Here is a 13,774-nt window from a genome sequence, read left to right on the forward strand (position 1 = left end):
CGGATCAGCGGCGGGAGGTGCGGATAGCCCGACGGTAGCCGAGGGCTCCGACGCCGACCAGCACCGCCAGCCAGACCACCAGCACGAGCACGCCCTGCCAGGGAAAGTCGCCGCCGACCAGCGGCCAGGCGCCGATCTGGCTGGCCCAGTACGACGGCAACAGCTTGCCGATGGTCTGCATCACCTCCGGCATCAACTGCAGCGGCACCCACAGGCCGCCCAGCATGGCCAGCGCCAGCATGGCCAGTGTGGTGACGGCGGTGGCGGTCTGCGGCTTGAACCACAGCGCGATGACCAGGCCGAACACGATCATCGGCAGCAGCGCGGTGACGATCAGGCCGAGCGAGGCGGCCCAGGTGCCGGCGTCGAGCCGGACGCCGCGGGCCGCGCCGGCCAGGAACACCGTTCCGATCGCCGGGACCAGCACCGCGATCGCGGTGAGGATCTTGGCCAGCACGAACTGGGCGGGGCTCAGCGCGGTGAGCATCAGTTGCCGGAACCAGCCCGAGGAACGCTCCGACTGGATCTGCGAGCCGGCGTTCATCGCCGCACCGAGACCGCCGTAGGTGGCCATCGTGACCATCATCACCGCCGCCACGTTGATGCCGGAGTCACCACCCTCGTCGCCGTACATGCTGGCGAAGAACAGGTAGATAGTGGTCGGCATCACGATGACGAAGCCTAGGAAGGCCCAGTCGCGCAGTTGGATCAGGATGCTCTGGGCGGCGTAGTGGAAGAACCGCCGCGCCGAGCCGGAGGGCCGGGAATCGCGGACGGGAGTTTCGGAAGTCGGAGCGAGGTCATTCGTGCGGTCTGTGGTGAAGGTGGTCATGAGGTGTCCTTGTCGAGGTCGATGAATTAGGAGACCAGCGAGACGAAGGCGTCCTCGAGGCTCGGCGCGCTGACCTCGACGTCACGGACGGCGTCGTCGGCGAGCAATGCCCGCAGGGTCGCGTCGGAGTCGGTGCTGGTCAGCACGATGCGGGCGCCGCGCTGCTCCTGGGCCGCGACGCCGGGCAGTCCGGCGTAGTCACGGGCCGGTCCGGTGAAGCCGATCCGGCGTCCGCCGACCACCGCCTTGATCTGGCTGCCGGTGCCGTCGGCGACGATCCGGCCGTCGTTGAGCACCACGATCCGGTCGGCGAACTCGTCCGCTTCGTCGAGGTAGTGGGTGGCGAAGACGACGGTGCGGCCCTCGGCGGTCAGGGTGTCCATCGTCGCCCAGAAGGCGCGGCGGGCATCCACGTCCATGCCGACGGTCGGTTCGTCCAGGATCAGCAGCCCGGGGTCGGCCATCATCGCCAGTGCGAACCGGACGCGCTGGGCCTGCCCGCCGGAGAGCTTGTTGGTGTTGCTCTTCAGGATGGAGGTCAGGTCGGCGCGTTCGATGACGTCGTCCAGCGGCAGCGGGTGGGCGTACAAGCCGTGCATCAGGGTGAGCAACCGACGCACCGGCACATCCCAGAGCAGGACGCCGTTCTGCAGCATGGCGCCCACATCGCCGCGGCGCATCGCGCTGATCGGGTCGGCGCCGAACACCTCGACGGTGCCGGCGTCCGGCTTGGTCAGCCCCAGCACCATCTCGGTGGTGGTGGATTTGCCGGCACCGTTGGGGCCGAGCAGCGCCATGATCTGGCCGGCCCGCACCGCCAGGTCGAGCGCGTCGACCGCGGTCAGCGTGCCGTAGGTCTTGGTGAGTCCGGTGAGGGTGATCGCGTCCATGCCTCAACGGTGCCGTGAGCCGTCCGTTTCGCTCAGAGGGCGCTGTCACCGGTTGGCGATGACAGCTGTCACAGTTCGCTACCCGCCCGGGCGGAAGGCCGAGCCCATGGCGGCCAGCGCGCCGTCGGCGATGGGCACCCGACCCTCGCGAGCGGCCTTCACCAGTGCGGCATGATCGGCCTCGGTCTGGTCGGCATACAGCCGGGCGAACCGGGAGAACGCCTTGGCCGCCTTCTCACCACGACCCAGGTAGCCGGCGATCATCGACGCGCCGGACGTCCGGGCGTGACCCTTGGCGAGCAGATGCCCGACGATGCCCGCGTAGTCGGTCAGCGCGGTGGCGGTCAGCCCGTCCAGCGGCACGGTGCCCTTCATGTTCCGGAACTGCCGGACGTAGTACTGCCGGCCGTCCGCCTCCGTCCAGCCCAGCAGCGGGTCGGAGACGGTCTGCAGCGCCTGCTGATATTCGACCACCCGCTGCCCCTGGTGGGCGTGCCGGGCGGTGTCGCCGTGCACGTGCCGAGCGAGCACCGAGCGACGGGCCTGCTTCAGCTGCAGGAACAGCACGTCGTCGGGCGAGCTGCCTTCCAGCAGCGCGACGTAGGCGCGCAGCCCGACCGATCCGACCCCGACCACCTTGTGCGCGATGTCGACCAGGTGGTAACCGCCGACCACCCGCCGCCAATGTGGGGCGAGGGTGTCGAGATAGGCATCCAGGGCCTCGGCGAGCTGCTCGTACTCCTCGCCGGTCACCCGACGGATCAGCGGAGGCTCCTCGACGATCTGCCGGCTGCCGTTGCCGGTCTCGTTGGTGAAGCGGGGCAGCGCTCGATCGGAGGTGCGCTTGCGGGCCTCCCGACCGGCCCGGCGGATCTCGTCGCGCAGGCTCTTCTCGGTGGCGGTCTCGTGTAGCCGCTCGATGTCCAGCCGGTTGTACGAGCGGGCCAGCAGCGGCATGGTCGCCAGCAGTGCAACCTCGTCCCGGTAGGCCAGCACGCAGGCGCGCACCGCCTCGGCGATGTCTTCCTCGGAGTAGCCGTTCTCGCGTCCGGCCACCCACACTGCGGCGGCCAGTCGGCGAAGGTCCCATTCCCACGCGCCCGGGTGGGCTTCGTCGAAATCGTTCAGGTCGATCACCTGCTCGCCCTCAGGTGAGCGGTAGAAGCCGAAGTTGCCGAGGTGGGAGTCGCCGCAGATCACCGGCATGATCCCGGTCAATGGCAGGGCGGCCACGTCGGAGGCCATCACAACGGCGCTGCCGCGGTAGAAGCCGTATGGCGAGGACACCATCCGGCCGACCCGGATCGGCACCAGGTCGTCCACCCGCCCCTCGTGGGAGGCGTTGATCAGATCGATCGGGTCGGTCCTGGCCTGGGTGGCGTTCCAGACGCCGAGCGCCGAGATCGGCACCCGTTCGCGCAGCGATCGGCCCAGCGCGAAACGCTCGTCGCGGGTGGTGCCGCGCTGCCGCACGGACGCGAACGCGCTGCTGTCGGTGCTGGCCAGGACGGTGTGGCTGGTGTGGTGCGACATGACGGCTCCTCTCGGCGGAACGAGCCTAGTGGGACGGGGAGAGTCGCCGCTCAGATCGGGACGCCGAGCGCAGCCAGTTCGGACGCCAGCCCGGCCGCCCCGTCGCTGGTGCGATGCAACGCCGACGGCACCCCGGCGGCTCGAGCGGCGCGGATGTTGCCGGGGGAGTCGTCGACGAACACCACCTGGTCGGCGGCCAGTTCGAGGGTGTCGAGGATGTGCTGGAAGTACGCCGCCGACGGCTTCGCCACACCCACCTCGTAGGAGTAGAAGACGTGGTCGAAGTGCCGATCCATCTCGTAGTGCTGACGCATCCGGGCGCCGCGGTAACTCTGCTGGTTGGTGGCCAGCACGGCGAGCAGCCCGGCGGCGCGGACGCGGTCGACGACCGCGAGGGCGTCCGGATCGATCACGAGTTCGTGCCAGACCTCAAGGATCTCGTCCACGCTGCCGCCGGTGCCGGATGCGAGCAGTCTCTCCAGCCGCGGCTTCAGGTCGGCATCGCCGGTGAGGCAGTCCAGTTCGGCCGCGAAGGCGTCGGCGACGAAGGTGGGGCCGCCGATCCGGACGAAGTCGGCCAGCCAGCCCGGACGCGGCGACTGCAGCACGCCGTCCGCGTCGAACAGCACCGCGCGGGGTGCCGTGCCGGCCGGATTGGGCTGGTTCAGGTACTCGGACGCTGTCGTCACCGCACGCTGCCAGTAGTCGCGGGCGGCGTCCGCATGGTCGTCGGGGATGGCGCGGGCCTCGATCACCAGGTCGTCGCCGACGAACAGCACCAGCCGTCCGGACTGCTCCCAGCCGTCGCCCGCCCAGCTGAACTCGACCCGTCCCGGTTCGACGGTTTCGATCCGGCCCTGGCCCGCGATGCCGAGCGCGTTGTTCGCGTCGTAGTCACGGCCCGGTTCCAGGTCGGGCGCGCCGTGGCTCCAGATCAGCTCGGGGTGGGCGCGCAGCTCGGCCCAAGCGGTCCCCGGATCGGTCAGCGGAGCGGTCAGGGTGAAGTCGGTCATGGCTGCCATTGTTACGGACGGCTCCGCGCCGGCTGCTCGCGCAGTGGTTGCGGCCGGTTCGTCCGCGGCGACGATGAAACGATCGGCGGGTGGCCTTCTTCACCGCGCTGATCGAGGTGATCCTGCCGGTGGTGCTGGTCGCCCTGGTCGGTGTCGCGCTGGCCCGGACGTTCCGGCTCGACATGGACACCGTCGGCAAGATCAACCTGTACGGACTCACCCCGCTGCTCGCCTTCGACAGCGTGATGAAGACCGAGGTGTCCGGCGGCCAGGCGGTGCAACTGGTCGGCGGCTATCTGCTGATCACCCTCGTCATCGGCCTGGTCGCGCTGGCCGCCGGCTGGGGGCAGGACCGGCCGACCCGGCGAGCGATGGTCGCCAGCGTGATCATCGGCAACAACGGCAACTTCGGGCTGCCGATCGCGCTGCTGGCGCTCGGCCGGGTCGGCCTGGACCAGGCGGTGGTGATCTTCGTCACCTCGCTGGTGGTGATGTACACGGTGGGGCCGGCGCTGCTCGGTTCGCACGGCGGCGTGGGCGATGCGGTGCTGACCGTGGTCAAGCTGCCGGTGACCTGGGCGCTGGTGGCCGGCCTGATCGTGCGACTGACCGGGGTGACTCTGCCGGTCGGCGTCGCACGGGGCGTCGAACTGCTCGCCCAGGCGGCGATTCCGATGGTGCTGATCGCGCTCGGACTGCAGCTGGGACAGCGAGCCAGCCTGCGGCTGACGGCACCGGTGCTGATCGCAGCCGGCGTCCGGGTGGTGGTGCTGCCGCTGCTCGCCGCCGGCATCGGTCTGCTGCTGCGGCTGGACGGCCTGGAGCTGAGCAGCCTGCTCCTGGCCTGCGCGATGCCGACCGCGGTGAACGCGTTCATGCTGGCCCGCGAGTACGGCTCGAATCCGGAGCTGGTAGCCAGCGTCGTCGCACTGTCGACGTTGGCCAGCCTCGGCACGATCGCCGCAGTGGTGGCTGTGCTGCCGATGCTGACCTGACTGCCGGGATGACGGGGTCTCGACTCGGGGATGACGGCAAGTTCGACCGATGGGGTTGGGGCTTAGGCTCGGGATCATGCTGACCACCGAGGATCTTGCCGACGCCGCTCGGATCGTTGCCGCCCATGTGCCGGTGACACCCGCCTACCGCTGGCCGCTGCTGGAGCAGATCACCGGGACGCCCACCTGGGTGAAGCATGAGAATGCCGCTCCGACCGGGGCGTTCAAGGTGCGCGGCGGCCTGGTCTTCGCCGAGCGGCTGCGGCGTGAGGGGGCGGCCGCGTCCGGGCTGATCGCCGCCACCCGCGGCAATCATGGCCAGTCGGTCGCCTATGCCGCCCGGCAGCACGGGTTGTCCGCCACGATCGTCGTGCCCGAGGGCAACAGTCCGGCCAAGAACGCGTCGATGGCGGCCTTCGGCGCCGAACTCGTCGTCCACGGCCGTGACTTCCAGGAATCCCTGGAGCACGCCCGTGTGCTCGCCGCCGAGCGCGGACTGATCTTCGTGCCGTCCTTCCACCCCGACCTGGTGGCCGGGGTCGCCACCGGCGCGGCCGAACTGCACGCCCAGGCCGGACAGCTCGACGTCATCTACGTGCCGGTGGGCCTGGGATCCGGCATCTGCGCCCACATGGCCGTCCGCGATCTGCTGCAGACCGGCACCGAGATCGTCGGGGTGGTCGCCGACCGGGCGCCCGCGCACGCCCTGTCGTTCGAGGCCGGGCATGCCGTCAGCACCCCGGACGCCGACACCTTCGTCGACGGGGTCGCCACCCGGACGCCGGTGCCGGATGCGGTCGCGGCCATGGTCGCCGGGGCGGCCCGCTTCGTCCGGGTCAGTGAGGCTGCCGCCGAGGAGGCGATGCGGATCATCTGGCAGACCACCCATCAGATGCCCGAGCCGGCCGGGGCGCTGTCGCTGGCCGGCCTGCTGGGCGACACCGGACGTGCTCCCGGTGCCGCCGCAGCGGTGATCATGTCCGGCGGCAACTGCGACACCGACTTGGTGCTGCGGGTGCTGGCCGGAGCGTGAGCTCAGTGCGAGAGCACGACCATCCGGGTCGGCTTCCCGCCCACCCGCAGGGTGTAGACCCCTCCGCGCAGGTCGGCCGAAAGGGTGCGCACTGTCCCTGACTGCGGCACCGACACGTGCACGCTGTCCTCGCCGAACGCCAGGTCGGGCAGGATCGCCACCTCGGTGGTCTCGTCCAGCGAGGTCGGCACCTTTTTCATCACCCGACGTTCCCGGATCAACTTGCCGGTGTGGCCGTCCCGCAGCTGCAGGTAGCCCTGGTGCGTGAGCACGTAGAGCCGGGCGCCGTCGGGGGAACTGTTCACCCGCAGCACGGTGCGCTTGTGGCCGCGGCGTCCGATCGAGACCTCGGTGACGGTCGGCACGGCGGGTTTGGTGTCGATCCGTTGCACGGTGCTCAACGCGCCGCCGGTGCTGCCCCAGATCACCCCGTCGGCACCGCCGAACATCACCGCGACCCGCCGGCTGCCGGGGTACGGCACGAACGCCTGCTCGGCACCGGACGCCGGATCGGCCGGCACCACCCGCAGTCCGTTGGCGCAGGAGAAGATCACCCGGCTGCCGTCGGCGGTGAGCATGCCGCCGTGCAGCGCGGGGCAGCTTCCGGTGCCGGTGGAGAGCACCTTGCCGGAGGCGATGTCGAGCACCTGGCTGGTGCCGCGAATGTTGCCCACATGCAGCAGTTCGGCGCCGTCCCCGGCCTTGGCGACCACCAGGCTGTAGTGGCCCGGCTGGCCCAGGTTGAGCGTGCCGGCCCGCGGATCCTCGAAGCCGGTGATCTTCTTCGGGTCGAACCACTGCAGCACGCCGTCCGATTCCGACGGGATCCCGATCTTCCCGGACGCCTCCGGCAGCCGTCCGTCGGTGACGCCACCCGGCGAGGTGGTGACCCAGGTTCGGGCGACATAGGGCAGCCGGGCCTCGGCCCTCTGAGCGTCGTAGGCGGTGTCGATCATGCTGACGTGGTGCCGGTCGGCGGCGCGTCCACGCAGCGCGAAGGCCAGCGTGCCGTCGGCGGAGCGGGCCAGGCTGATCGGTGCCTTCGGGGTGGAGATCCGGTCACGGACCCGGCCGTCATCGATGACGACGATGTCGCCGGTGCGCGAGTCGCTGACCAGCAGCCGTTCGTGGACGTGCCACACCTCGCCAACCGGGTCGGGCACTTCGTGGGCGGGAGCGGATTGTGGGGGCGTCGCGGTGACCAGTCCGGCGGCCAGGCCGATGGACAAGGTTGCGACGACGAGAGGGCGGAGCAGTTTCATGCTGGAAGACTACGAGAATCATTATCGACATGACTACTCGGTCCACTCCCACAACGCCGATCGCCGGCCGAACTGGTCGCCACCCTGGCAGGGTCTCGACAAGCTCGACCGGCGATTCGCTGTGCGGCCGGGAGGTTCGATCAGGTGACCTTCAGCTTCACCGTCTTGCTGGTCTTGCCGGACACGTTCGAGTTGCCGGCGTAGACCGCCTTCAGCTTGTGCGTGCCCTTCTTGCTGATCTTCGGCAGCTTCACCGTGAGCTTGCCCTTGTCGCTCGCCTTGAGCGTGTAGGTGCCCAGTCGCTTCTTGCCGTCGTAGATCCGCACCGTGCCGGTGGCCGCCAGCTTCGACGCGCCGCTGATGCCGACCTTGACGGTGGCGTTGGCCCGCTTGCTGCGCTTGATCTTGGACGCCGAGAGCTTCAGCGAGGCCGATGACGACGCCTTGGTCACCTTGAAGGTCTTCGACGCCGTGGCTGCCGCCGTATTGGCGTCGCCGGCGAAGTGTGCGGTCACCTTCTGGCTGCCGACTCCGGCGTCGATCGGCAGGGTCACCTTGGCGCCCTTCGTGCCGACCGCGACGGTCTTCGTCCAGCTGCCCTGGGCGACCTCGACCTCACCAGACGCCGCAGCGCCGTCGATCTTGAGGGTGACGGTCGACGTCCGCGCCGCGCCGTAGCGCACCGTCTTGGGCGCGGTCACCGCCAGGGTGGCCGTCCGCGGCTGGGGCGCCTCGGCGTCCACCGTGACGTCCCGGGTGATCCGCGAGATCGGCTGGTCGTTGATCACGCCGGCCGGCGGCAACACGCAGGACAGCCCGACGTTGAAGCCCACCACGACCGTGCCGGTGAGTTCCGCCGGGAGCTTCGCGCTGCCGGTGGCCGAGCCGTCGCTGCCCGCCTGGATGCAGGCCAGCACCTTCTCGTTGACGACCACCGCGACCTTCTGCGGGGCGCCGCCCACGCCGATGTAACCGGTCAGGTTGAACCGGATCGTGCCACCCGGCTGGACGTGCGGGGTGAGCAGGGTGACGGTCGGCGTCGCGGTCACCTTCAGCGACACCTGGGCGGCGAGGGTGCCGGTCGCCAGCCGCAGCGTGTGCGAGCCCACGGTGACGTCGCTGGGCAGGGTGACGCGTGCCTGGGCGGGCAGTGCACCGTTGCCGTCGGCGGTGATCTCGCTGGTCAGCGCTTTGCCGTCGAGTGTCGCCGCCAGCTGAGCGCCGGGGGTGAATCCGTCGCCGCGCACGGTCAGCTGCGCGCCCGGCCGGAACGTCGTCCCGGCCTGGAAGACACCGGTCGGGCTGGTCAGCCCGGTGTTGAGGGTCGCCGAATCACTGGCGACGGTGAACGGCACCTGGAAGGTGATGGGATCGGTGAGCCGGTCGCCGGTGGTGGTGAAGAAGGCGCCGGAGAGGATCCGCAGCCAGTGCTGGCCGTTGCCCAGCGGACCGGCCGGGGTCAGCGAAGCCGGTGCCTGCAGCCAGCCCTCGAACGAGCCGTCCTGGTCGTGGTGGGTGATGAACCAGTACTTCGCCTCGCTGCCGGGCGGCTGGCTCGGGTTCGCCGGACGGTAGGCGTCGCGTCCACCGGTGGTCCAGGCGGGTCCCTCATCGAAGTCGTAGGGACGGACCGCGACCAGCGGCTCACCGCTGCTGCCCTGGACCGGGGTGAAACCGCGTCCGGAGATCTCGATCCGCTCCCCGGGCTCGATGCGGTTCTTGCTGAGCGTGATGCTCGCCCCCGAGTTCGGATCGGTGACGGTCACCGCGGCATGCGCCGGCTGGGTGCTGAGCACCAGGCCGGACGCCACCATCAGTCCGGCGATCAGGACGGCTATCACCCGCCGCAAGGTGTGAGTCTGAGCGTGCATCGGAACCTTCTTCGTCGAGTGAGCGGAGTTCGTGGACAAACGGCGGGGGTGGGAGATCCGCCGGTCGAGCCTGCCGAAACCCGTTGTGAAAGGGATTTCGGCAAGCTCAACCAGCGGACAGGGGGGGACCTACTTGGTGACCTTGAGGCTCTTCGAGGCCTTGGACGACTTCAGGTTGGAGTCGCCCGCGTAGCTGACCTTGACGGTGTGCTTCTTGGCCTTCAGCTTGGGCAGCTTCACCTTGACGGTGCCCTTCGCCGAGGCGGACAGGGTGACCGTCTTCAGCTTCTTCGAGCCGTCGTAGACGGTGACCTTGCCGGTCGGCGCGTAACCGGCCGGCAGGCCGCTGCCGCTGATCTTGATGGTGGCGGTGGCCTGCTTCGACTTCTTCACGCTCTTCGGCAGGCTCAGCGTCGTCTTCGAGGACGCCTTCGCGACCGTCACCGTGGCCGAAGCCTTCGACCCGGCCACGCCCGCACCCGGGGTGACGCTGGCCTCGACGGTGTGCTTACCGGCGGTCAGGCCGGCGGGCAGGCTGAAGCTGGCGATGCCGGACGAGCCGATCTGCACGGTCTGCAGCTGCTTGCCGTCCACCGTGACGACCGCCTTCGCCGACACCGGTGCGTCGCCGGCGCTCACCTTGATCGAGCCGGTGTTGGCGGCGCCGAAGGTGGTGCTGGTCTTGGCCAGGGTCAGTTCGGTCTGCGAGGCCACCGGGGACAGGTCGAGGGTGACCAGCTGGGCGTCGCCGTTGCCGTAGCCGGCAGCAACCACCTGGTAGCCGTCACCGATGGTGGTGATGCCCCACAGGTAGTCGTCGGCGCCGCCGAAGTCGACCACATGGGTGGTGCCCGGGGTGCCGTCCGGCGCGGTGATGGTGATCAGCGCATTGCTGGTGCCGCTGGTGCCGCCGACGCCGACGATCCGCCCGTCGGGCAGGATCACGTGGTCGCGATGCCGGTCGCCGCTGTTGTTGCCGTCCTCACCCACGTGGTAGGCGACCAGGCCGCGGTCGGCCCAGGACTTGTTCAGCGAACCGTTCGGCTTCAGGCTGAACAGCAGCGCGTCGACGCTGTTGCCGGCCGCTGCGCCGGTGCGTCCGCCGCGGTAGCCGTAGGCGCTGACGATGTAGTTGCCGTCGGCGTCCTTCTTGATGCCGTAGGCCTCGGCGAAGCCGCCGGTGCCGCCCGGGTAGGCGGTGGCCAGGCCGTCATCACCCCAGGAGGTGTCCGGCTTGCCGGCCGGGGTGAACTTCTGGATGAACGGCTGATTGTTCGAGCCGACGTTGGCGTAGGCGGTGGTGAAGTACGAGCCGTCGGAGTCGAGCAGCCCGCGGCGCAGGTTGTCGCTGAACGGCGTCTCGATGGTGGCCACGCCGCCCTCGCCGAAGGACTTGTCCAGCTTGCCGGCCGAGGTCAGCTGGACGGCGGCCGCGTCGCGTCCGGTCCGGGTGCCCTCGGAATCGGTGCCGATGGCGGCGGACAGGATCGCCTTCTGGTTCGGCCGGACGAAGATGTCCCAGCCCGCGGCGTCGGTCACCGCGGCGCCGCCGGCGGGGTTGACGCCGTCGCTGAGCGAGATCCGGGTCCAGCCGCCGTTGGTGCCGTAGCTGCGGTCGAGGGTGCCGGCCGGGTGCAGCCGGGCGACGAAGATGTCGGTGTCGACGGCGGTGGCGGCCTCGGACTGGTCGCCCTCGACCTCACCGACGATCAGCAGCCGGCCGAGCTTGTCGATGGCGACGCCCTTCGCGGTCTCCTTCACGCCGGGGTTGGTGGTGATGGTCTCGTGGAACGAGCTGACCAGGTCGATGACGGCCCGGCCGTCGGTGCCGAAGCTGGTGTCGAGGGTGCCGTCGGCGTTGCTCTTGGTGACCAGCACGGCGCGGTTGGTGCCGTCGACCACCTGGTAGCCGACGTTGTAGGTGCCGCCGTCCGGGGCTGCGATCACGCCGTTGTAGGCGTCGGCGACCTCGGCCGCGCCGTGGCTGATGATGACCGGGTCGCCGGACGCGGCGAGGGCGCTGGGAGCACCCAAGATCGCGATCGGCGCGACGAGGCCGAGGCCGGCGATGACGCCGACGGCGCGCGCCAGCGGTCGTCGATTCTGCTGTTGCATTCCTGCTCCTTGGAAGGGTGGGGCGGTGGCGCCGTGACCGGCACCGGTTGCTGCCCATCTGCGGCCGACATCCGGCCGTCAAAAGTTAGGTTAGGAATACCTAATCATCGGCGGATGTATGGGTCGGTGGTTTGGGCTCCCCAAAACTGGGGGGTTGACCAACCGGCGCGAGGAGAGGGTTCAGGGCTGGTAAGGCAACCGGACGCGGAGCGTCGTGCCGGCCCCGGATCGGCTCTCCAGCCGTGCCTCGCCACCGACGGAGCCGGCGGCATAGTGGATGATCCGCAGCCCGAGGCCGGGGCTGCTCGCGTCGTCCAGGCCCGGCCCAGGTGGTGCCGTCATGCCGCGACCCTGGTCGGTGACCTCGATCCGCAGTTCGCCGCCGTCGGCTTCGACCGAGATCTCGATCGGGGTCTCACCGGCGTGTTTGACGGCGTTGCGCACGCCTTCCTTGATCACCCGCAGGGCGACCGCCACCTCGGTTCGGGCCAACGGCAACGGCTGCTCGGGCAGGGCGCAACTGATGCGCTGCGGGTCGGGCAGCCCGGCGATCCATCCGGTCAATGCCTCGGTGAGGGTCGCGGCCTGCCACTCGGACGCCTCGCCGCTGCTCAGCAGGCTGCGCAGGTCGGCGACGTCGGTGGCCAGCAGGTCGGTGGTTCGGTCCAGCGCCGTCCGGACGGCCGCCGGGTCGTCGGTTTCCTTGGCGTTGTCGAGGATCAGCCGGGCCGCCGAGAGGTCCTGCACGGTTCGTTCGTGCAGCACCTCGGAGATCCGGCGATGTTCGTCGGCCCGGGCCTGCAGGGCACGATTGGCGAACAGCACCCGGTCGCGCTCGGCGCCGGCCGCCGTCCGAGCCAGCCGCAGGCTGAGCGGGAAGGTGACCAGGCTGAGCAGCAGGATGCCGGCGATCGGAATCGGTAACCAGTCGGCCAGCAGGCCGCGGTAGATCGCATCGAAATCGCGAACCGGTTTGTAGACCTCCAGCACGTAGGGCGTTGCGGTGCCGTCCCGGAAGGGCAGGTAGATCTCGTACAGATTGGGCAACGGCGGGCCCTCGGACTCGGTGCCGTTGTGCAATTTGTCGATCACCGGAGTCCAGGTATCCAGCGCCTGCGCGGCGCCGCCGAGCGGCTTGACGGTGCCGCGGCGTTCGGGGTCGGTCGACCAGAGGATCTCGCCGTTGCCGGCGTCGACGCGTCGCCAGACGTGCACGACGACGACCTCGCCGGCCTCGATCAGCGGTTCTGCCGAGGCCTGGAACTGCTCGTGCCACGAGTCGTCGCCGGCGATGTCCTCGGAGGTGAGCGGCAGGGCCAGGCTGAGCGCGACCGCCCGGACGTTCTCGACGGCGGTCAGCTCAGCCATCTCGGTGGCCCGCTGGTGGCCCTGCCAGGTCACGGCCAGGCCGACCATCAGCATGGCGATCAGCACACCCAGCACATGGCGCCGGACCGCGGACCTGGCCAGCGGCGGCCGCGAGGCGCCGGCCGGCGCCGGCTCAGCGGACATGCACTTCGACCACGCCCAGCCGGGAGCCTTCGACCACCGCGGCCAGCACGGTCTGCACGCCGAGCTTCTCCCGGACGCTGCGAATGTGATCGCGGACGGTGTGCGTGCTGAGCCCCAGCAGCCGGGCCACCTGCTGCGGATCGCGTCCGTCGGCCAGTAGTTGGAGCACCTCGGTCTCGCGCCAGGTCAGCGAGTGCTCGTCGGCATCGGCGGTCGCCTCGAATTCCGGCGTTTCGCCGGCGACCACCGCGCGCAGCGCGTCCATCAACTCGGGCAGGCCGGTGCCCTTGGGCAGCACCGCGACCGCGCCCAGGCTGCGCGCCCGGCGGACGATCGCCGGCTGCGGATGGGCGGTCAGCACCACCGCCCGGGTCGCGGGGGACAGCCCCGGCAACTCCCGCACCAGAGTCAGCCCGTCGTCCCGGTCGAGCCGGACGTCGACGACGGCCAGGTCGGGCTGTTCCCGTTGCAGCAGGCGACGTCCCTCGTCGAGCCCGGCGGCGGTCCACACGGCACTGACGTCGGGCTGTCCGGTGAGCACGCTGGCGAGGGCGCCGGTGAACACCGGATGGTCGTCGATCAGGGCGACACTGAAGGGTGTCGCCGCGCCGCCGTCGGCTGCGCTGCCACCGGACCGATCCTCCCGGGTCACGACCGACTCCACGTCCTCGCTCCGCGTCAGGCAATAGGTGAGGCAGATCCTACCGACCGGCGGCAG

Annotated in this window: 11 protein-coding genes; 2 read left to right on the plus strand and 9 right to left on the minus strand. The window is 70.1% G+C overall.

Annotated features, from left to right (window positions below; genetic code table 11):
* Window positions 1-4 precede the first annotated feature (4 nt).
* The 4 genes from QM624_RS09275 to QM624_RS09290 form a co-directional block, all read right to left on the minus strand.
* Window positions 5-832: an ABC transporter permease gene (locus tag QM624_RS09275; protein ID WP_415091064.1), complete on the minus strand. Its 828-nt coding sequence runs from the start codon at window positions 830-832 to the stop codon at window positions 5-7.
* A 26-nt stretch (window positions 833-858) separates the two neighbouring features.
* Window positions 859-1,722, minus strand: coding sequence for an ATP-binding cassette domain-containing protein (locus QM624_RS09280; protein ID WP_415091066.1), 864 nt, complete (start codon window positions 1,720-1,722; stop codon window positions 859-861).
* 78 nt (window positions 1,723-1,800) lie between these two features.
* Complete coding sequence (locus QM624_RS09285; protein WP_415091068.1) at window positions 1,801-3,255, minus strand: DUF2252 domain-containing protein; 1,455 nt, start codon at window positions 3,253-3,255, stop codon at window positions 1,801-1,803.
* Window positions 3,256-3,305: 50 nt separating this feature from the next.
* Window positions 3,306-4,268: an HAD family hydrolase gene (locus tag QM624_RS09290; protein ID WP_415091070.1), complete on the minus strand. Its 963-nt coding sequence runs from the start codon at window positions 4,266-4,268 to the stop codon at window positions 3,306-3,308.
* 89 nt (window positions 4,269-4,357) lie between these two features.
* Between QM624_RS09290 and QM624_RS09295 the strand changes: the two genes are divergently transcribed.
* Together QM624_RS09295 and QM624_RS09300 are read left to right on the plus strand one after the other, a co-directional pair.
* Window positions 4,358-5,263, plus strand: coding sequence for an AEC family transporter (locus QM624_RS09295; RefSeq protein WP_415091072.1), 906 nt, complete (start codon window positions 4,358-4,360; stop codon window positions 5,261-5,263).
* A gap of 76 nt (window positions 5,264-5,339) precedes the next feature.
* The gene (locus QM624_RS09300) at window positions 5,340-6,296 is read left to right on the plus strand and encodes a threonine dehydratase (protein ID WP_415091074.1); all 957 of its coding nucleotides are present in this window, start codon (window positions 5,340-5,342) and stop codon (window positions 6,294-6,296) included.
* Between the two features lie 2 nt (window positions 6,297-6,298).
* Here QM624_RS09300 and QM624_RS09305 read toward each other — a convergent pair whose 3' ends face one another.
* The 5 genes from QM624_RS09305 to QM624_RS09325 form a co-directional block, all read right to left on the minus strand.
* Window positions 6,299-7,558, minus strand: coding sequence for a hypothetical protein (locus QM624_RS09305; RefSeq protein ID WP_415091076.1), 1,260 nt, complete (start codon window positions 7,556-7,558; stop codon window positions 6,299-6,301).
* A gap of 140 nt (window positions 7,559-7,698) precedes the next feature.
* Complete coding sequence (locus tag QM624_RS09310) at window positions 7,699-9,429, minus strand: Ig-like domain-containing protein (protein WP_415091078.1); 1,731 nt, start codon at window positions 9,427-9,429, stop codon at window positions 7,699-7,701.
* A gap of 129 nt (window positions 9,430-9,558) precedes the next feature.
* A complete protein-coding gene (locus QM624_RS09315; protein WP_415091080.1) occupies window positions 9,559-11,544 on the minus strand; it encodes an Ig-like domain repeat protein in 1,986 nt (661 codons plus the stop codon).
* Window positions 11,545-11,724: 180 nt separating this feature from the next.
* Window positions 11,725-13,056, minus strand: coding sequence for a sensor histidine kinase (locus tag QM624_RS09320; protein ID WP_415091082.1), 1,332 nt, complete (start codon window positions 13,054-13,056; stop codon window positions 11,725-11,727).
* Window positions 13,046-13,708 (minus strand): response regulator, encoded by a 663-nt coding sequence (locus tag QM624_RS09325; protein ID WP_415091085.1) that lies wholly within the window; start codon window positions 13,706-13,708, stop codon window positions 13,046-13,048. Before QM624_RS09325 ends, QM624_RS09320 begins: the two co-directional genes overlap by 11 nt.
* Between the last annotated feature and the right edge of the window lie 66 nt (window positions 13,709-13,774).

Source organism: Micropruina sp. (assembly GCF_047606365.1).
Taxonomy (GTDB): Bacteria; Actinomycetota; Actinomycetes; order Propionibacteriales; family Propionibacteriaceae; genus Micropruina.